This is a genomic window from Microbacterium hatanonis (genome assembly GCF_008017415.1).
Lineage (GTDB): Bacteria > Actinomycetota > Actinomycetes > Actinomycetales > Microbacteriaceae > Microbacterium > Microbacterium hatanonis.
The window spans coordinates 441,898-460,418 of sequence record NZ_VRSV01000002.1 but is presented as its reverse complement, the minus strand read 5'-3'; the positions used below and the strand labels follow the sequence as shown (position 1 = coordinate 460,418).

Genomic DNA, 18,521 nt, shown 5'->3' with positions numbered 1-18,521 from the left:
TGCTTAGCCCAAGGCTAACCTTTCTGAACAGCAAGTTATCCGATCCACAGTCGTGTCGGCGTACCGATATCAACGAGAGCGCATGCGCACTTTCGTTGATGTTGAGGGCCAGCCGTGGTCCGACGCCGCGCGCACCGACGAGAGTGAGACCGATGACCGCCGCCAGCGCCACCACCGATGCCCAGGGCTCCCCCCACCCAGACCTAGACCTCGAATTCGCTCGAGAGAAGTACCGACGCGAGCGGGACCGCAGGATTCGTCCGGATGGGGCGACTCAGTACCGCCGAGCAGCCGGGGAGTTCGGTTATTACGCAAAGGATCCTTATACGGAGTGGACCGACCGCGCCCCTATGACCGACCGTGTCGAGGTTCTCGTCGTCGGCGCCGGGCTCGGGGGGCTCCTTACGGCGTCTCGGCTCAAAGAGGCTGGTATCGAGTCAGTAAGGCTCATGGACGAGGCCGGAGACGTTGGTGGGACCTGGTACTGGAACCGCTACCCGGGGGTTCGATGCGACATCGAGTCCTACGTCTACATGCCTCTGCTCGAGGAGGTCGGGACGATGCCTAGCGAGCGTTACGCTCCGGGCGAGGAGATTCGCCTTCATTCCGTCGCGATAGCTCGTCACTACGAGTTGTACGCCGACGCCCTGTTTCATACTCGCGCAACGAGGCTCGAATGGGACGAGCGGTCGGACGAGTGGTTGGTAGAGACGGACCGCGGGGATAGATTCCGGGCTCGCTTCGTGGTCACTTCATCCGGAACGCTCACGCAACCAAAGCTCCCGGGGATTCCCGGCATCGAAAGCTTCCGAGGCCACACGTTCCACACCAGCCGGTGGGACTACGGCTATACAGGAGGATCCGCAGACGGCAACCTCACCGGATTGGCTAACAAGCGGGTCGCAGTAGTGGGAACGGGTGCCACGGGGCTGCAGATCATTCCTCACCTCGGCAAGGACGCAGACCAGCTCGTCGTCTTCCAACGCACACCCTCCACGGTGGACGTCCGGGACAACCGTCCAACCGACCCGAAGTGGGTCGAGTCGCTCCGCCCTGGCTGGCAACGCGAGCGCATGGAGAATTTTCTGGCCGTTCTCGCTGGGGAGCCCGTCGAGACAAGTCTCGTCGACGACGGCTGGACCGCCACGACCACGCTCCAGCGGCAGATCCTTTCCGGCGCTGTCGACAGTTCTCTCGACCCGGTGGAACGTGAGATTCGCGACGAGCTGGCTGACCTCGCAACGATGAACCGTCTCCGAGCGAGGGTTGAAGAGGAGGTTAGAGACAGCGCTACAGCTGAGGCTTTGAAGCCCTGGTATCGATACATGTGCAAACGGCCCGGCTTCAGCGACACGTACCTGCCGACCTTCAACCGCCCCAACGTGACCCTCGTCGACACGGCCAACGCGGGGGGCATCACCAGGATGACCGAGACCTCAGTCGTCGTCGGCGACGCCGCCTACGAGGTCGACTGTGTCATCTTCGCCACCGGCTTCGAAGTGGGCATCTCGGGCGTGATGTCGGGGACACTTCCCGTGGTCGGTCGTGACGGGCGGACGCTCCTGGAGGCCTGGGCGCAAGGTCCGCGAACGCTGCACGGGTTCTCATCCCACGGGTTCCCCAACCTCTTCCATCTGAGCGCTATCCAGAACGCAAACTCCGTGAACTTCGCGCACATTCTGCTCGAGCAGGCCGAGCACATCGCATCGATGATTGCCCGCGGACGCGAGGCCGGAGCCCGGTATCTGGAGCCATCAGAAGAGGCTGAGGACGAGTGGGTGCGCACCGTCCATGAGAGCGCGGCGGACAACCGTCGGTTTCAGGCGGAATGCACGCCCGGGTATTACAACGGTGAGGGGAGCCGCACTATTGCGGGGGCGTCTTACAGTCCCGGACCCGTTGCTTTCCATCGCCTGCTTCGTGCTTGGCGGGATGACGGCATGACCGACGTGTTGGTCGGAGCGGAAATGGGGGTGTCGCGATGAGGCGTGCTGGGTTCGCGGTGGCGGCCGCCGTTGTGCTCCTAGCCGGGTGCACGGCGGCGCCGGAAGATGCGCCTGTCCCTTCCCCTCCGCCACCACAGGCCGGCGTGCAAACCGCGGAGCGGGTGATGCAGGTCACGGAGGTTCACGAGGCGACGGGGATGACCCTGTTGGAGGGCCCGACGTTTGGTGCCGATGGGGATCTTTACCTTGTAGACGTAACCGCACCCCCGGGCGGGGCGAAGGTAATCCGTGTCGATGTCGAGGCGAAGACTTCGGAATCGGTCTACACCGACGACGTCAGTGCTCTGACTTCTGCACAGATCGGCCCGGAAGACGGACGCCTGTACGTGACGGACTACCTCGGGGGAGCCGTCCTCAGCATGTCCGAGGAGGGTTCGGACGTCGAGAAGGTCTTCACTGGGCCTGTGAACGGCGTCCCGATGCAACCCGACGATCTTTCATTCGGCCCGGACGGTTCGCTCTACATCACGGACGCCGCAGGTGCTCAGGCCCCCTATTGGGAACCGACGGGGCGGGTGATCCGAGTCGACTCGCAGAGCGGTTCCGCAACCGTTCTCGCCGACGAGTTGCCGTCGCCGAATGGGATCGCGTTCTCACCGGAGCAAGACGCACTCTGGGTCAGCTTGAACACAGGCAACCGCGTTGACCGCCTGACGCTGACCCCCGGGGGCGACGAGGTCGCGACTGCGTATCCGGCAATCTACGCCTCTGCCGGTATCGGTCAGGTGGACTCCATTGCTGTCGACTCGGCCGGGAACCTTTACGTGGGCCTGCATGGGAGACCGGAAATCCTCGTGTACGACGACGAAGGCCAGCTGCTGACAACGGTGACTATCCCGGATGAGGATGCTGGCGGCCTGAGCTCGGCGACCAACATCGCCATTGCGCCCGGCACATCGACCGCTTACGCCACGGTGAGTGGCACCGCCGGCGGGTATCTTTACTCGTTCGAGGCCCTGGCTGAGGGCATCCAGCAGTCAAACGGGGGCTAGGACGGATGGAGAGCACCTCTTCCCTAGGCGAGGTGCTCTCCATCGCCCCCGGCCTCCCCCCAACGCGGCCGGGTCAGACCGAGTTTGAGGACGACTCCTCGAACCCGAAGCTCAGTGCGGGACGCTCGCTGCCGTCAATGACACCGCCCGCCCTGGCATCGACCACACCGGGCTCCCGCGACGCTATCTAGCGGTCGCGTTGTCCGGCTGCGGAACGATGCCGGTAGACCCCCGCACGATGAGCGAGGTAGTGAGAAGAGGGGAGGAAGATTTGTCAGTCTCCCCCGCAAGGGTTGCGAGAAGGTCTGTCACTGCACGCTCGCCGGCCTCAACCAGCTGCGCTCGAACCGTTGTCAGCGGAGGTGAGATCAGCTCACTGCCGAAAATGTCATCGAACCCGGAAACGCTTAGCTGCCCTGGGACGACGACGCCGGCGTCCGCCGCGGCCTGCATGAGGCCGATGGCCATCAGATCGTTGAACGCAATCGCTGCAGTGGCGCGTGCCGCGATGACACGGCGAAGTGCTGCGCGACCGCCATCGATTGTCGGAGCGTTCGGTCCGATCTCGACCAGTCCGAGCCCGAGGCGTTCGGACGCTTCAAGCATGTGCTCGAATCGTCGGTCGCTGATCCAGGACGTTTCCGGCCCGGCCAGGTAGACGATGGAGCGATGCCCTAGCTCGGTCAGGTGAGCGAGCAGCTCGATTACTCCACTCTCGATGTCGGGAAGAACTCCACGAACGCTGTCGACGGCACGGTTGATGAGCACCACCGGCTTGCGGCCCGCGATGTCGACGATTCTCTCGTCGGAGAGTCGCGTGGTCGCCATCACCAGGCCGTCCACGCTGGGCATGAGCCGCTCAATGGCCTCGGCCTCGGCTTCGCCAGATTCCTGAGACTCAGCAATAACGAGTGTGTAGCCCGCGGCGCTGGCGGCCTGTTCAGCGCCGCGCACGATGCCGAATACAACCGGGTTGGTGATGTCGGCCACGACCAACGCGAGCGTGTGACTTCGGCCAGTCGGGAGCGCCCTAGCCATCGGGTTGAACCGGAAGTTGAGTTGGTCGGCTGCCGCCCGGATCTTCGCTTCCGTCGCGGCGCTGATGCGTCCCGGCTTCGACAGGGCTCGCGATACCGTCGACGGATTCACCCCGGCGAGCTCAGCAATGTCGTAGATCGTGGCGGCGCCACCGCGCCTGCGAAGCTTCGCGGTGAGCTCTTCCGACTTTGCTACTGCGAGGTTGGCCGCGCCCTCTTCGTCAGGCATTCTGCGAAATCCATTCCGTGGCCTCAGACACAACGATGTGTAGTGGCGGCTCGACGTCGATGATGACTCCGCGCTCATCTCTCTCAAGCGTCTCGAGAGTCGCGAGCTGAGAGTCCAGGAGGGAAGGCGGCATGAAGTGATCCTTCCTCGAAGCAGCTCGAGACGCCAAAACAGAACGCTCAGCATGCAGCAGCAAGAACAGCGTATCGGGGCGTGCTGCGCGGAGCCGGTCGCGGTAGACCCTCCGAAGTGCCGAGCAGGCGACGACGATGTCTGAGTCAGCTGCCAGTCGCTCCCCGACGATGTCTAGCCACGGCCAGCGATCCTCGTCGTTGAGAGGATGCCCGGCAGCCATCTTCGCGACGTTGGAGGCGGGGTGCAGGTGGTCAGCGTCTGCCCAGGAGGCACCGAAGTGGGAGGAGAGCTCGCGCGCGACCGAGGTCTTGCCGGCTGCGGAGACGCCCATGACGACGATTGCGGTCATGCGCGAACTTCTCCGTGGATCTGTGCGCGGACGGCGTCCAGTACTCGCGCCACGGACCTTGTGGCCGACAGGTCATGTTCTGGGTGTTGACGGTGGCCTGAGCTGATGGCCTTGGTCACGGATCGGATCATGGGGATATACCCGTTGCCCTCTCGAGGCCTCGTCAGTAGCTCGGGCTTTCCGAAAAGAGCCCCCGTAGATCCCGCGTGTAGGTGCGCCACGTCGGTCGCCCAGAACATTGCGGGGATCTCTACCCACCCGGCTGTTCCACTCATCGAAGCTGAGGGGTCAACAAATTCCAGGACTGAACACGCCAACTGAGAAGTGCGTCCGTTCTCGTGCACCATCGAGATCTGCGCCGTCACGTCAACGCCGTCACGGACTGTGCCAGTAGCCAGCAACTCGGTTGCTTGTCCGAGTACCCAGATGGCTAACGTCACCGGGTAAATGCCCTGGTCCAATACGGTGCTCCCCCCGAGTGCAGCATCCCAACGGCTGCCGCCGGCGGGAAACGGCATCCCGAACGCACCACGTACGTATCGCGGTTCGCCAATGAGTCCCGCTTGGATGCGCCGGACCACCTCGACGTGCAATGGATTGAACTTCATCCACATTGCTTCCATGACAAACCGGTCGTGAGACCGAGCAACGTCAAAGAGCTGTTCGACATCCGCGGCGGAAGTAGCCATGGGCTTCTCCACGAGGACGTGCTTTCCCGCCTGGAGTGCCCGAACTGAGAGGTCCAGGTGGGTCGCGGGCGGTGTAGCGACGTAGACCACGTCTATGTCGTCACGCCCGAGCAACTGCTCGAGATCCAAGGTCGCGAAAGGGATGTCGTGTTCCTGGGCGAAGGTGTCTGTCTTCTCGGCGGTTCTCCCCCACACCCCGACGACCCGCCCGCCCGCGGCCTGGATGTCCGGCACGAACGTTTCGCAGATACGACCCGTGCCGATGACCCCCCACCGGAGCACCGTTGCTTCGATTCCCACGATGACCCGCTTAGGCAGACCCGGGTTTGCGCCCGTCCAGACCGCGCCACCGGGCTCGCAGCGCTCGAGCTGCGGCCTTCGGTTTGCGGTCGCGCGTGAAGACGCCCTTCTTATTGCCGTCGACGCGGTGCAGTCCGTTATCGGTAGCGAAGTCAGCGAAGTTCCACACGTGCTCGCCGACGAACTGGGGGAACTGGTCGAAGATCCGGTGGTTGGCTTCGAGGTACGCGATCTGGTACTCCTCAGTCCAGACGCGGTCCTCCCACACCGAGTGCAGCCCAGGCTCGGTGTCGGCGCCGTACTCGCTCATCATGATGGGCTTTTCGACTCGGTCGATCCAGCCCTGCAAGTCCCCACGAAGGTAGGCCTCGGCTACGTCGAGTTCACCGCCGGCGATGTACCAGCCGTAATAGCGGTTGATGCTGACGACGTCGAAGAGATCGACAATCAGGTCGTTCTTGAAGGTGGCGAACATGACGACGGAGTACGTCAAGGGGCGGGTGGGGTCGAGCTCGCGCGCGAGCTTGACGAGCGGCTCGAAGTATTCTCGAGCCCCCTCTTCGTTCGAAGCCGGCTCGTTCGCGATGCTCCACATCACCACCGACGGGTGGTTGCGGTCGCGCGTGATGAGTTCGCGAAGGTGCTGAGCGTGCGCGGCCTGGGTCTTGTCATTCGCGTACTGCTCAGAGAACGTCGGGAACGGCGGTGTGCCCGTCATTCCCCCGACAACGCCCATGTTGAGGCCAACGGCCGCGGTTTCATCGATAACGACGATTCCGTGGCGGTCGGCGAACTCGAGGACTTCCTCGGCGTACGGGTAGTGCGAGGTACGGAACGAGTTCGCCCCGACCCAGTCCAGCAGCTGGAAATCGTGAACGAGGAAGGCGTCATCGTGCCCCTTGCCTCGAATGGCGGTGTCCTCGTGCTTGCCGAACCCGGTGAAGTAGAACGGCTCGCCGTTGATGAGGAACTCGTAGCCGCGCGTCTCCACGGTGCGGACACCGACGGCGAGTGGGTAGCTGTCAACTACCTCATCCTCGGAGATGAGCTCAGCAGTCAGCTCGTAGAGGTAGGCGGCACCAGGCTTCCACAACGTGACGTTGGGAACGGTGAGAACACCTTGCGCTCCGTCGGCTTCAGCCACGAGGGCGCCCGTCGTATCGGCGAGACGAACCCGCACCTGAGCCTCACCGGAGGTGGCCACAGTGTATTCGACGGTGCCTTCGTCACCCTCGAAACCGGTGATGACGACGATGTCTTCGATGCGGGCCTTCGGGCGGCTGTAGAGCCACACGGACCTCGCGAGCCCCGCGTAATTGAAGAAGTCGTGGAAGTAGACCTGCTTCTGTCGGCCCGTCGCACCAATCTCGATCTTTCCCGGAGGGATCGTCTCGTTGGTGAGGTCCCCGCTCACGGCCACGGTGAGGCGGAACTCGCCTCCCGCGGGGACGAGGTCGGTGATGTCGACATCGAACGGGGTGTAGCCGCCCACGTGCTCGCCCGCGAGAGCGTCATCGACGTACACGCGCGCCGCGTGCGTAGCCGCGTCGAATCGAAGCAGCACATCGTCGTTCGTCCACCCGCGGGGCACGCGCACCGTTCGCTGGTAGTAGACCCACCCGACGTGCTTGCGAACTGCGGGGTCGGTGAACTGGTCGTTGTACGAGGCCGGCACTGCCGCCTCCAGCGGTGTCTGCAAAGTACCGAGCCAAGGCGTGTCATCCACACGAGAGTCGAGGGCAAAGCGCCAGACCCCATCGAGGTTGACGAGTTCACGGGTCGGGGTGGAGCGGGGCTTCAGCATTGCGGCCTTCCTGCGCGACGTTGCGGGTGTGAGTGAAGTAAAGCAGAATTCGAGGCGACTGGCAATCGATTGCCAGTTGCTTCATGATCCCTCGTCAGATCGTCTGTCCAGCGTCTGCGAGCAGGGTGCTGCCGGTCATGATGACCGAGAGGTCGCTGGCGCAGAAGAGCACTACTCGTGCGATGTCATCGGGGGTTCCGATCCGACCAATCAAGCTCTGCGCCATCACCGGCATCGCGGAGCTCGGGTCGATACCCTGCGCCTCGAGCGCAGCGGCGCCAGCGGCCGCCGCGGCGATGTTGCCCTCAGTCGGTACGAAGGTCGGAGCGACCCCGAGGACCCGGATGCCTTGCGGAGCCAGCTCGAGCGCCATCTGCTTCGTCATCCCGCGCACCGCGTGCTTGGAGCTGACGTAAGCCGAAAGCCCGGGGGCAGTCCCCTGGAACCCGGCGGTCGAGACGATGTTCACGATGACCCCACCGGCCCCGTCCATCCGACGGGCGGCCTCCCGCGAGCCATTGAAAACTCCACGCGTGTTGACGGCGAACACTTGTTCCCAGGTGTCGTCTGGCGTCTGAAGAACCGGCACCGCAGGGAAGATCCCGGCGTTGTTGACCCAAATGTCGACGCCGCCAAACGCGTCGACGGCTTCCTGCGCCGCGCTCGCGACGGAGGCCGAGTTGGTCACGTCCATGTGCACGCCCTTGGCGCGTCCGGCGAATCGAGCGGAGACGTCCGCCGCTGCCTCGGTTGCGAGGCCGGCGTCGAGGTCGGCGATAACTACGTCGGCTCCCGCTTCCGCCAACCGAAGCGCGATGGCCTTACCGAGCCCACGCGCGCCGCCGGTAACCACCGCTCGCCGACCGGCAAGCGAGAGGAGGTCGGCCAGCGAGTGGGCGGAGACGTCGGTGAATGGGTAGGGCATAGTTCCTCCAGATGTTGATGAGTGGGCGGGTGTCAACGAGTGCTTCGCACCCCGATGCCGATGACCAAACCGCCGGCCACGGCAAGCACGGCGGCTGTGAGGTAAAGCGCCAGGAAGTTTCCGCCGCCCATGAGTGCGAGCACGAGCGGCGCAACGGCAGGGGCCAGCACACCAGGGATCTTTTGGGCGAAAAGAGTGATGGCCATATAGCGACCGGCCTCGGTGTCGCGGTTCGGAAGCACGTCGAGCGTGAGCGCTTGGCCGACGGCCGAGAAGGTTGCAATGCCTAGCGAGGAGATCAACGTTCCCGCAATCAAGCTCGGAACGTTGCCCGCGAATGCCGAGGTGGTGCACCCGATTGCGAAGAGCAGCGCGCCGAGGACGATCAGGGGTTTGCGGCGACCGATACGGTCGCTTACCCATCCGCCGCCAAGAGACCCGAGGAGTGCCGTGCCAATACTCAGCGCAGCCGTCAACGCCTGGAACCCCGCGACCTCTGGCACCGAAATGCCAAGTCGCTGCGAGAAGAAGTACACCGAGAAGCTGGTGGCGAAGGTCAGTCCGAAGAAGAAGATGAACCGCCCTACCCAGTTCCACGCGAAGTCTGGGAATGCGCGCGGGCTGAAGGCGTAACTGCGCACGATGCGCCCGAGAGTCAATGGCTCAGAGTGCACCACCGCTCGACTGTCCGGATCGCGGGCGAACACCACGAACAAGCCGACCAGGACAAGCCCCGCGGCGGCCGGGATTACGAATACCAGCAGCGTTTCCGCGCGAACCGTCCCCACGAGGATGATTCCGACAACGGGTGCGACCTGCATGGCCAGGCCTGTCAGCCCGGACACTTTCCCTCGTTGTTGCGGTGGGAGCCGATCTGCCTGCCAGTTGCCGATTGATCCACCCGCGGTGTTCCACCCGACGGTGGACAGCACCCAACCAGCAGCCAAGACCGCGAAATTGGGGGCAAAGGCCATGACCGGGATCGCGATGATCCCGATGGCCACGCCGGCGACTGTGAACGGCCGGCGCCTCCCCCACCGAGACCGCGTGCGGTCGCTGAGAATGCCGGACAGCGGGGCGACGACCAGAGTCGCCGCAGACCCAATACCGAGGATGTACCCGAGCAAATCGGCGCGCCCGGGAGCGAGCTGGTCAAGTCGCACCGCGAGCGAGTACGACATCGGGACAATCATGGCCATGCCCGACCCGAACGTGGCCGCGACCAGAAGAAGTATCGCGCCGAAAGAAACCGGGGCGGGCTCCAAGACCGGGGCCCGCCGCGAAGACGAGTCCGCCGGCGGCGGCTGCGCCATCGCGGTGTTTGCCGGAACGAGATTGCGCTCGTCAGCATCTCCGCGTTGGTCGCCGCCGTCGCCGACATGGGTGGTCATCTGTGCCCCCGAGGGATCAACGCGTGCGTCAGGCGAGCCCGTTGCGGCGTGCAGCTTCGCCCAACCAGGCGAGGCTCGGCTTGGGCGCGCGAACGAAAGTTTCGCGGTTCACGGCGATGAGACCGAAGGTGGGTGCCCAGTGGCCCCATTCGAAGTTGTCGAGGAGGCTCCAGTGGAGGTATCCGCGGACATCGATGCCTTCGCCGATGGTCGCGTGCAACCCCTCCAACGCTTCCCGGGTGTAGCGGATGCGTTGCGTGTCGTCCGCCGTGGCAATCCCGTTCTCAGTGATAAGGATAGGAACGCCACCGGTGATCTCATGCGCGTGACGAACGGCCATCGCGAGCGCGTCCGGGCGGTAAGCGGTCCCGACGAGAGTGTTGTCGGGCAGTTGCGGATGGGGTACGAGGCCATCAGCGTCCACTTCCTGGCTGGAGTACGCCTGCACGCCGACCCAGTCGTCGTCGCGAGCACCTTCCCAGTACACGTCTTCCTTGCCGTAGCGGATTTCGAGGAGCTTCTCTTCGCCGCCCGGCGCCGCAGTCAGCGCACCTGCGGCGATAGTCCAGCCAACTTTGGCGCCCGTGCGCTGACGGATGATGTCGCGCGCTGCATGGTGAATGCCGACAAACATCCTGCCGATCTCCGGGTCGGCGTAGGTAAGGAACTGGCTGTGACTGCGCTTCTCCTCCTTGCCCTCCGGAGCGTCCGCTTCGACGGTGGGGCTCTGCCACTGGCCTCCCTGAGACTGCGACATCCGTCGCATAGCAGTCATGATGGCGGCCTGCATGTTCGGCTCGTTCATCGTCACGACCCACTCAACGCCCTCGAGGATGGTCGTGGCCTCGGTGACGAATCGCTGGAACTTCTCCGACGCGTCCGCTGCGGTCCATCCGCCAGCTTCGGCGAACCACTGCGGGGTGGTGAAGTGTTGCAGCGTGACGACAGGCGTGATTCCGAACTCGAAGCACGTCTCAATCATTCGCCGGTAGTGAGCGAGCTCCGCCCGGGAGAAGTGGCCGGGGATCGGCTCTATGCGTGACCACTCGATGCCGAAACGGTAGGTGTTGAGGCCTGCCTCCGCGAGGAGCGAGATGTCCTCGCGGTAGCGGTGGTAGCTGTCGACGGCGTCGCCAGACAGTTCCATTCCGGGCATCATCTGCTCACGCGCCCACCAGTCGCTGTTGACGTTGTTGCCCTCGATCTGGTGAGGAGCGGTGGCCGCGCCCCAGAGGAAACCGTGGGGGAAATTCGTCATCGTGTTTCCTTCGTCTCTTAGCGGGCATGGCCCTGACAACCGATTGCCACCACACCGTAACATAAAATAGTAAGGGCTCACTATTTTTGGAGGTGTCTGTGATTCGTCAGTACGCGAAGTCAGCCGCGGTACGTCAAGCCATCATCTCTGCCTGTTCGGAGGCCTTTGCCGTGTCCGGGTTCCACGGAGCCTCGATGGCAGAGATAGCCCGCCGGGCGGGCATCAGTCACACCGGGTTGCTTCACCACTTTCCCCGCAAGGAGGACCTGCTCACGGCAGTGCTTGACCTGCAGGACGAAAGAAGTGCGAAGTATCTGGCGGACCACCGCACCGCTGGCGAAGCTTCGGATCCGGCGACCATTCTGCAGGGGATGGTGAGCACTCTTGTTGAGCGCGACAGGTATGCCGGTCTTGTGGAACTCAGCGCGGTACTCGCCGGCGAGGCGGCAGCAACCGCCCACCCGGCGCACGAGCATTTCGCTCGCCGCTACGCCGACATCAGGAGATTCCTCTCTCGTTTGTTCCGGCAGCTCGCTGATGAAGGCCGGTTGAGAGGCACAGTCACCCCGGAGGATCTTGCCGCTGCCACAGTCGCACTGACCGAAGGCCTGCATCTGCAGTGGCTGTACTCCCCTGAAAGAGATCTGAATGTCGAGGACATCCTTCGCGAGATGCTCTCCGCCTTCGTCCCCGAGCTTCACCCTCAGGACGGGGAGTAAGCGAACCTCGTCACAACGGCATCGCCGCCGAGCGCCTCCACGCCTACGACGCGTCCCGTGAAGCCACCCGCTACCTCGGTCGAGATGTAGCGACCATCGAAGGACGCAAGCTCGACGAAGCCGCCATCGCCATCCGCACCCAGAACCAGCCGGTCCGGTCCTTTCCTCTGGCCCGGCGCGCCACCGTACGGGACGGCCTTGATTGACAGCTCGGCCTCCGCGTCCAGGTCCGTACGCATCGCGAGGACGTGGTCGGCCGGGCCGATAACGACGCGAGCGGTCACGACCTCGCCGACGCGCTCCACTGAGGCCTGGTGTGCGTCGTCGATACGCACCGTTAGCGCCACATCCCCGCGCGCCTTGACGCTCGCCGTCCATTGCAAGTCGAGAACGCGCGTCGCGAGCAGATGAAGAGTTTCCGGCGACTCAGCCGAGCGTCCCGCTCGGAGCTCCAGTCCCCACGCCGTGGGAAATGCGAACGACGAGGGGTCGACCCCCGGCGCGATCCAGCGGTGATGGAGTGCTGCGCCAGTGAACTCATCCGTGAAGCCCTGGGATGCCTCGGGTACGACGAACCGGTCCGGGACGACTACAGGCCAGTCGTCGACCCAGTCGATACCGACAAGGAACGTCTCTCGACCGTTCGTGTGCCACTTGGGGAACGAGCCCCTGGGTCGCGTTCCGAGGTGAACCATGGCCCAAGATCCATCGACGAGCTCCACCAGGTCTGCATGCCCAGTGGACTGCACGGGATTCGATGTGCTGCGGTGAGTCAGGATTGGGTTAGCGGGGTTCGACTCGAACGGACCCGAGATGTCGCGGGCGCGAGCAATCGTGACCATATGTCCCGTAGCGGTTCCGCCCTCAGCGACGAGGAGGTACCACCAGTCGCCGCGGCGGAACAGGTGCGGACCCTCCGCGTGGGCGCCTCCGGTCCCGCGCCAGATCTCAGTTGGTTCCGAGAGTAACTCTCCGGTTTCGGGGTCCACTCTCGCTGTCGTGATGCCCCCGCGAACGACGTCGGACCATGTGAGATAACAGTGGCCCTCGTCGTCCCAGGCGAGGTCGGGGTCGATACCGATGAGCCCCGCTGTGTATACCGGGTCGCTCCACGGTCCGGCGGGGTCATCCGCGTGAACGATGAGGTGTCCGTCGCGGACATCGTGGATGTTGGTCGTCGTCATCCAAAAACGGCCGCCGTGGTGTCTCAAGGTGGGCGCGTAAATGCCGCCGCTGGCGTTGTCGAGTCCGGTCCGCACTTTGAGTTGCGAGGGTCGGTTGAGGGCATGCCCCAGTTGTTGCCAGGTCACTAGGTCGCGACTAGTGAAGATGGGCACACCCGGGAAGTACTCGAATGTCGAGGTTGCGAGGTAGTAGTCATCGCCCACGCGGCAAATAGACGGGTCGGGGTGGAACCCGCTCAACAACGGAATGGTCATCGTTTCTCTGCCTCCAGGATCTTCCGCCGCGCTTCACGGCGTTCGCGCTGCGCGCGAGGGTCTGCGACCGGTGCTGCCAGCAGTAGGCGTTGGGTATAGGGGTGGGTCGGGACTGAGGTGACCGTGGGAGCATCGCCTGTCTCGACAAGGTCGCCGCGATACAGCACGGCAACGCGGTGGCTGATGTGTCGAATGACGGAAAGGTCGTGGGAGACGAAGAGGTAGGAGACGCCGGTGGCGCGCTGGATCTCGACGAATAGCTCCATCACTGTCGCCTGCGTCGACAAGTCGAGTGCCGACACCGGCTCGTCGCACACGATGATCTTCGGCTTTGGGGCGAGTGCGCGTGCAATCGCAACGCGCTGGCGCTGCCCGCCGGAGAACTCTCGTGGCAATCGGTCTATCGCATCTGACGGCAGGCCCACTTGGTCGAGGAGGGCCCGCACACGCGACCGCGCATCTTTGCCTGTGGCTCCCTGCACCACGAGGGGTTCAGCGAGGATCTCGCCGATGGTCATGGAGGGGTTGAGTGACGTGTACGGATCTTGAAAGACCACCTGGATGTGGTCAGACAGGGCGCGACGGGCGCGGCCCTGAAGTCCGCTGATTTCCTGTCCTTCGAAGCGGATGGACCCGCCGGAAGGGCGGACAAGTCCGAGCACGGCCCGTCCGATAGTCGTCTTCCCCGAACCAGACTCGCCGACAAGACCGACGGTCTCTCCCGCGGCGACCTCCAAGCTCACCCCGTGCAGGACCTCTACCGGCTTTGCACGAAAGCCTCGCCCCGGGTAAGAGACGCGAAGGTCTCGGATCTCGAGCAAGCTCATGCCACACCCTCTGTCTTCGATGCCGGCGCCGGCGGGTCGGTCCTCACGGTGTCTTCATCCAAGATCGCGTTGAGGAGCATCTTTGTGTACTCGTGCTGCGGGTGGTCGAAGATCTGCTCGATGTCGCCCTGTTCGACGATCTCTCCCTGCCGCATTACAGCGATCTGGTCACACACGTCGGCGACGACTCCGAAGTTGTGGGTGACGAGCAGAACGGCCATATCGAGCTCCGACTGAAGGTCGCGCAGCAGGTCGAGAATCTCGGCTTGCACAGTCACGTCGAGCGCGGTGGTGGGCTCGTCCGCAATGAGTAGCTTGGGCCGGCTGGCCACCGCGCCGGCGATGAGCACGCGCTGCGCCATACCGCCTGAGATCTGGTGGGGGTACGAATCGAATGTTCGCTCCGGGTCGTTGATCCCGACCCGTTTCAGGAGCGCCAAGACTCGTTCTTTCGCTTCCTTCTTCGAAATGCCAAGGGCGGAGCGGACGCCCTCTACAAGCTGCGATCCGACCTTGAACGACGGATCGAGGTTCGACATGGGTTCCTGCGGGATATAGGCGATTGCCTTGCCTCGCAACGGTCGCATCTGCGCATCGGTGAGACCGACGAGCTCTTCCCCGTCGAACAGAATCGAGCCCCTGACGATGACCGCCTCGTTGGGGAGCACGCCGAGGGTTGCGAACGCGGTCTGCGACTTACCCGACCCCGACTCGCCCACCAGGCCCATCACCTTGCCCCTCTGGACGGCAAGCGAGACGCCGCGAACGACCTCGTTTAGCTTGCCGTCGGGCCGGGGGTACGCGATGGCCAGATCGCGGATGTCGAGCAGGGAACGCGCTGCGCGGTCACGGTTCTCGTCTTCGTCGACGGCCACTCGCTGTCCCGACCCGACTTTGCTGGGCTGGGGCTTGGACCCTTCGAGAGCGTCGCGGAGAGAGTTTCCGAGCAGCACCAGCGAGGCTGTGATGAGTCCGAGGCTGATGGACGGCCAGAGAAATTGGGTCGGAGCGATGTAGAGATTGCGGAAGCCGGAAGCAATCATCGCTCCGAAGCTCGGCACCTCGAGTGATCCGACGCCCAAGAAGGCAAGGCCGGACTGGACGGCGATGGCGGAGCCGACGAGGAACGCGGCGGCGATGATGATGGGTCCGCGAACCACAAAGAGGACGTGCCGGCCGAGAATTCGAAGGTTCCCGAGACCGGCTACCCGGGCGGCATCTACATAGAGCTCGTTCTTCACGCCGAGAACGAGGTTACGAACGATCCTGTAGATGCCCGGCGCAAGCAGCACGCCGAAGATCAGCATCGTCGCACGGTAGTCGCCGCCGGTAACCGGCATGAGGATGATGAGCAGCAACAGACCGGGGAAGGTCATGATGAGGCTGAAAATCCACTCGGTCGCTGACTGGGTGAATCGACCGAAGTATCCGCCCACCAAACCTGCGGTCACCCCGACGATGAGGGCGACGCCGGTACCAATGAGCCCCGCGATGATTGCGGTCTGCGTCGAGTAGAGCAGCCTGCTGAATATGTCGCGGCCAGATTCATCTCCACCGAGGAGGTACCCCTCGGTTCCCACCGGCGCATTCACCATGCTGAGGTCGGACTCGTTAGGCCCGTGCGGTGCGATGAACGAGGCAAGCACGCCCAGGAAGACGATGACGGCGAGGATGATGACGGTGATGACGGCCTGTGGGTCCTTCATCAGCTTGCGCCAGACAGGGACCCGGCTTGCGCGTGTGGCAGCCGCCACGGTCTGCAGGAGCTCGGTGCTCGGTTGTGTCACGTTCTGCGTGACCGGCTCAGCGAATGCGGACGTAGACGTCCGTGCGCTGAGAGGAGGTTCCGGGTCAATCGAAGGATCGTTGGGAAGGGTCATCGGACCCTCGCTTTCGGGTTGAGCCAGCCGTTGGCTAGGTCTGTGACCAGGTTGACGACAATCACCAGCAGCGTGCCGAAGGCGGTGATGCCGAGGATGACAGGGATGTCACCCTGCAGGGAGGCGTTGAACGCGAAACTGCCGTAGCCAGGCAGGGCGAAGACGTTCTCGATGATGAGAGCCGCACCAAACATCTGGATGAACTCGAGCGACATCACTGTAAGTGCAGGGCTGCCAGCGTTGCGCAATGCGTGCTTGACGATGATGGCGTTCGTGGAGACGCCTCGTGTTCGCAGTGTGCGCACGTAGTCCTTGCGCAGCTCGTCAATCATGCGACCTCGCACCTGTGCCGTCATGTTCGCTGCGCCCCCAATGACGAGAACAATCACGGGAATGGTGATGCTGCGAAGCCAGGCCGCCGGGTTGTCGCTGAAAGGTGTGAAGCCTGTGGCCGGAAGCCACTTGAGCTGCACGGCGAAGATCACGACCAGTCCGATTGCCAGGAGGAGTCCGGGGACGAGGTACCCGACGAGCGACAGTCCCTGCGAGATCCGGTCCACGATGCCGCCGCGCGACGCCGACCATACGCCGAGAAACGTAGCGACGACTGCGGTAATCAAAAGCGCCGGCACGATTATCGACAAGGTGACGGTGAGACGCTGGATTACTGACGGTGCCACCGGCAGCGAGGTATAGACAGACACTCCGAAGTCTCCGCGGAGCGCGTGGAGTAGCCAGTCGAAGTACTGGACGATGGCTGGGCGATCCCACCCTCTCGCCGCCATGATGCCGGCCACGGTCTCTGGGGTTGCCGACGGACCGAGGATCGTTCGAGCAACGTCCTCGAACGACGTGCTCAGCAGCATGAAGGTGATGAAAGAAACCAGGAGAGCAAGCACGACCCCGGCGCCGAGTCGCTTCGCGATGTAAAGGAGCATCAGATTCCTATCGAGGTACGGGGGCGGGTCTTTCGACCCGCCCCCGCGGTTGCGTTAGCCAGCGAAGGCAAACGTCCGAATCGTTGTCGGGGCGCCGCCGTAGTTGACGATGGAGACGCCGTCAGCGGTTGCCCACTTGGCTCCTACGAACACAATCGGCGCTTCCCATGCCTGCTCGACTGCATACTCGTTCAGCTCTTTGTAGGTCGGCAGAGCCTCCGAGAACTCGACGGTCGAGTCGATGGTGCCGAACAGTTCATCAAGCGTCGCGTCCGTGTAGTGCTGAGGGTTACGGTCTCCGTTCACGCTGTAGTGAGTGAACGCGTCCGCCGGGTCGGAGTTGAAGCCGGTGATCTGGAAGGTCAGCCCGTACTCGCCCGACTGGAGAGCAGACTGGGCCTGCTGCGGCGGTACGGCAACCCACTCCAGGTTGAGACCGATATCGGAGAACGCCTGCGAGAGCGTCGGCTCAATAGACGTTGTGAGGAAGGTGCTCGGAATCTGGAACGTCTCGCCGGCATATCCGGCTTCCTCGACGAGTTCCTTGCCCTTGGCAGGGTCGTAGTCGTATGTGTCGTTGAGCGCTTCGTCGTAGACCTCGCCGGCGGGGTTGAATACCTGCTGTGTGACCTTGCCCACGCCGGAGTAGATGCCGTTGAGGATCCCTTCGCGGTCGATGGCGTAGTTGATTGCCTGACGAACTTTCTCGTCACCCAAAGCCGGCCACTTGTCGCCTGCACGGTCGAGAACATCGAGGTACGCGACGGCCTGCGCCTCGACATCGGTGACGGTGAAACTGTTGGGATCCAGCTGCGGGGCGACCTGTGCCTGCACTGTTCCTGCGTTGATTTCTCCGGCCTGCAGTGCGTTGAATGCCGCGGTCGGGTCCTGCAGCACCCGCACAGTGAAGCTCGGGAACGGGTATGCGTCAGCGTTCCAATAGTCCTCGCGCTTCTTCAGGACGTACGTGGTGCCGGGGACGGTGCTCGCCACATCGAGCGTGTAGGGGCCTGAGCCGACGGGGTCTGTGGCAATCGACGGATCGGTGAGGTTGTCCTCGTTGCCGATGGCCCCCGCCCCAAGCGCGAGCAGGTAGACAAACTGGGGGTCGTAGGTGGTGAACGACACCTTTACTGTGAGATCGTCCTCGGCCGCGACGTCGGAGACGAGACTGAACCGCGGCTGGACGATGCCAGGCGTGGCCATGTTTCGCTTCATGGTTGCGACGACGGACTCCGCAGTCACGGGGTCGCCGTCACTGAAAGTCATACCCTCGACCAGCTTGAGGGTCAGTTCGGTCCCGTCCTCGTTGTACTCCCAGCTCTCCGCCGCGTTCGGGATGAGCTCGCCAGTTGCACTGTCACGGGCGAGAAGGGTGTCGTAGATCGATGACCAGACGTACATCTGGGTCCCGTCGACGAGCTGTGCCGGGTCGAGCGAGTTCGGGGCGGAGACCGCGGAGATCTTGAGATCGGGCGCGGGACCTGCGGCGCCAGAGGACGAAGAGGTGGGCGCAGCTTCGCCCGTGCAACCCGCGAGGATCATGACGGTCGCGCTCAGGGCGCCGAGGGCGGCAAGACCCTTCATGCGGGTACGGGAAATC

At 63.7% G+C, this 18,521-nt stretch carries 15 protein-coding genes; 3 read left to right on the top strand and 12 right to left on the bottom strand.

Going from position 1 to position 18,521, the window contains the following annotated elements; all coding sequences use genetic code 11:
* Nucleotides 1-152: 152 nt before the first annotated feature.
* Both FVP77_RS12300 and FVP77_RS12295 read left to right on the top strand, forming a co-directional pair.
* Entirely contained in the window at nucleotides 153-1,985 is a 1,833-nt protein-coding gene (locus FVP77_RS12300) for a flavin-containing monooxygenase (RefSeq protein WP_147894884.1), read from the top strand.
* A gap of 125 nt (nucleotides 1,986-2,110) precedes the next feature.
* Nucleotides 2,111-2,998: an SMP-30/gluconolactonase/LRE family protein gene (locus FVP77_RS12295; RefSeq protein ID WP_222707730.1), complete on the top strand. Its 888-nt coding sequence runs from the start codon at nucleotides 2,111-2,113 to the stop codon at nucleotides 2,996-2,998.
* Nucleotides 2,999-3,181: 183 nt separating this feature from the next.
* Here the strand turns inward: FVP77_RS12295 and FVP77_RS12290 are convergent, their stop codons facing one another.
* The 7 genes from FVP77_RS12290 to FVP77_RS12260 all read right to left on the bottom strand — a co-directional run bounded on the left by FVP77_RS12290 (nucleotide 3,182) and on the right by FVP77_RS12260 (nucleotide 11,115).
* On the bottom strand, nucleotides 3,182-4,264 hold the full coding sequence (locus FVP77_RS12290) for a LacI family DNA-binding transcriptional regulator (protein WP_147894882.1): 1,083 nt from the start codon (nucleotides 4,262-4,264) through the stop codon (nucleotides 3,182-3,184).
* Entirely contained in the window at nucleotides 4,257-4,748 is a 492-nt protein-coding gene (locus FVP77_RS12285) for a gluconokinase (protein WP_147894881.1), read from the bottom strand. Before FVP77_RS12285 ends, FVP77_RS12290 begins: the two co-directional genes overlap by 8 nt.
* The gene (locus tag FVP77_RS12280; protein ID WP_187266930.1) at nucleotides 4,745-5,737 is read right to left on the bottom strand and encodes a Gfo/Idh/MocA family protein; all 993 of its coding nucleotides are present in this window, start codon (nucleotides 5,735-5,737) and stop codon (nucleotides 4,745-4,747) included. The genes FVP77_RS12285 and FVP77_RS12280 overlap by 4 nt, the downstream gene beginning before the upstream one ends.
* 10 nt (nucleotides 5,738-5,747) lie before the next feature.
* Nucleotides 5,748-7,541, bottom strand: coding sequence for a beta-glucuronidase (gene uidA, locus FVP77_RS12275; RefSeq protein ID WP_147894879.1), 1,794 nt, complete (start codon nucleotides 7,539-7,541; stop codon nucleotides 5,748-5,750).
* A 94-nt stretch (nucleotides 7,542-7,635) separates the two neighbouring features.
* Complete coding sequence (locus tag FVP77_RS12270; RefSeq protein ID WP_246134094.1) at nucleotides 7,636-8,394, bottom strand: SDR family NAD(P)-dependent oxidoreductase; 759 nt, start codon at nucleotides 8,392-8,394, stop codon at nucleotides 7,636-7,638.
* A 104-nt stretch (nucleotides 8,395-8,498) separates the two neighbouring features.
* Complete coding sequence (locus tag FVP77_RS12265; RefSeq protein ID WP_147894878.1) at nucleotides 8,499-9,857, bottom strand: MFS transporter; 1,359 nt, start codon at nucleotides 9,855-9,857, stop codon at nucleotides 8,499-8,501.
* A 28-nt stretch (nucleotides 9,858-9,885) separates the two neighbouring features.
* On the bottom strand, nucleotides 9,886-11,115 hold the full coding sequence (locus FVP77_RS12260) for a glycoside hydrolase family 1 protein (RefSeq protein WP_147894877.1): 1,230 nt from the start codon (nucleotides 11,113-11,115) through the stop codon (nucleotides 9,886-9,888).
* 98 nt (nucleotides 11,116-11,213) lie between these two features.
* On the opposite strand from FVP77_RS12260, the gene FVP77_RS12255 reads away from it, so the two are divergent.
* Entirely contained in the window at nucleotides 11,214-11,834 is a 621-nt protein-coding gene (locus tag FVP77_RS12255) for a TetR/AcrR family transcriptional regulator (protein WP_187266929.1), read from the top strand.
* Here FVP77_RS12255 and FVP77_RS12250 read toward each other — a convergent pair.
* The 5 genes from FVP77_RS12250 to FVP77_RS12230 are packed head-to-tail and all read right to left on the bottom strand — an operon-like array spanning nucleotide 11,819 to nucleotide 18,505.
* On the bottom strand, nucleotides 11,819-13,273 hold the full coding sequence (locus FVP77_RS12250) for a glycoside hydrolase family 43 protein (protein WP_147894875.1): 1,455 nt from the start codon (nucleotides 13,271-13,273) through the stop codon (nucleotides 11,819-11,821). The genes FVP77_RS12255 and FVP77_RS12250 overlap by 16 nt on opposite strands.
* On the bottom strand, nucleotides 13,270-14,100 hold the full coding sequence (locus FVP77_RS12245; RefSeq protein WP_147894874.1) for an ATP-binding cassette domain-containing protein: 831 nt from the start codon (nucleotides 14,098-14,100) through the stop codon (nucleotides 13,270-13,272). Before FVP77_RS12245 ends, FVP77_RS12250 begins: the two co-directional genes overlap by 4 nt.
* Entirely contained in the window at nucleotides 14,097-15,980 is a 1,884-nt protein-coding gene (locus FVP77_RS12240; protein WP_222707729.1) for a dipeptide/oligopeptide/nickel ABC transporter permease/ATP-binding protein, read from the bottom strand. The genes FVP77_RS12245 and FVP77_RS12240 overlap by 4 nt, the downstream gene beginning before the upstream one ends.
* A complete protein-coding gene (locus FVP77_RS12235) occupies nucleotides 15,977-16,918 on the bottom strand; it encodes an ABC transporter permease (protein ID WP_147894873.1) in 942 nt (313 codons plus the stop codon). The genes FVP77_RS12240 and FVP77_RS12235 overlap by 4 nt, the downstream gene beginning before the upstream one ends.
* Before the next feature lie 54 nt (nucleotides 16,919-16,972).
* The gene (locus FVP77_RS12230) at nucleotides 16,973-18,505 is read right to left on the bottom strand and encodes an ABC transporter substrate-binding protein (protein WP_187266928.1); all 1,533 of its coding nucleotides are present in this window, start codon (nucleotides 18,503-18,505) and stop codon (nucleotides 16,973-16,975) included.
* Nucleotides 18,506-18,521: the final 16 nt, after the last annotated feature.

Bases quoted from the DNA above. Each gene is read 5' to 3' on its own strand.
- FVP77_RS12300 (WP_147894884.1), top strand. From the start codon at position 153: ATGACCGCCGCCAGCGCCACCACCGATGCCCAGGGCTCCCCCCACCCA.
- FVP77_RS12295 (WP_222707730.1), top strand. From the start codon at position 2,111: ATGCAGGTCACGGAGGTTCACGAGGCGACGGGGATGACCCTGTTGGAG.
- FVP77_RS12290 (WP_147894882.1), bottom strand. From the start codon at position 4,264: ATGCCTGACGAAGAGGGCGCGGCCAACCTCGCAGTAGCAAAGTCGGAA.
- FVP77_RS12285 (WP_147894881.1), bottom strand. From the start codon at position 4,748: ATGACCGCAATCGTCGTCATGGGCGTCTCCGCAGCCGGCAAGACCTCG.
- uidA (WP_147894879.1), bottom strand. From the start codon at position 7,541: ATGCTGAAGCCCCGCTCCACCCCGACCCGTGAACTCGTCAACCTCGAT.
- FVP77_RS12265 (WP_147894878.1), bottom strand. From the start codon at position 9,857: ATGACCACCCATGTCGGCGACGGCGGCGACCAACGCGGAGATGCTGAC.
- FVP77_RS12260 (WP_147894877.1), bottom strand. From the start codon at position 11,115: ATGACGAATTTCCCCCACGGTTTCCTCTGGGGCGCGGCCACCGCTCCT.
- FVP77_RS12250 (WP_147894875.1), bottom strand. From the start codon at position 13,273: ATGACCATTCCGTTGTTGAGCGGGTTCCACCCCGACCCGTCTATTTGC.
- FVP77_RS12245 (WP_147894874.1), bottom strand. From the start codon at position 14,100: ATGAGCTTGCTCGAGATCCGAGACCTTCGCGTCTCTTACCCGGGGCGA.
- FVP77_RS12240 (WP_222707729.1), bottom strand. From the start codon at position 15,980: ATGACCCTTCCCAACGATCCTTCGATTGACCCGGAACCTCCTCTCAGC.
- FVP77_RS12235 (WP_147894873.1), bottom strand. From the start codon at position 16,918: ATGCTCCTTTACATCGCGAAGCGACTCGGCGCCGGGGTCGTGCTTGCT.
- FVP77_RS12230 (WP_187266928.1), bottom strand. From the start codon at position 18,505: ATGAAGGGTCTTGCCGCCCTCGGCGCCCTGAGCGCGACCGTCATGATC.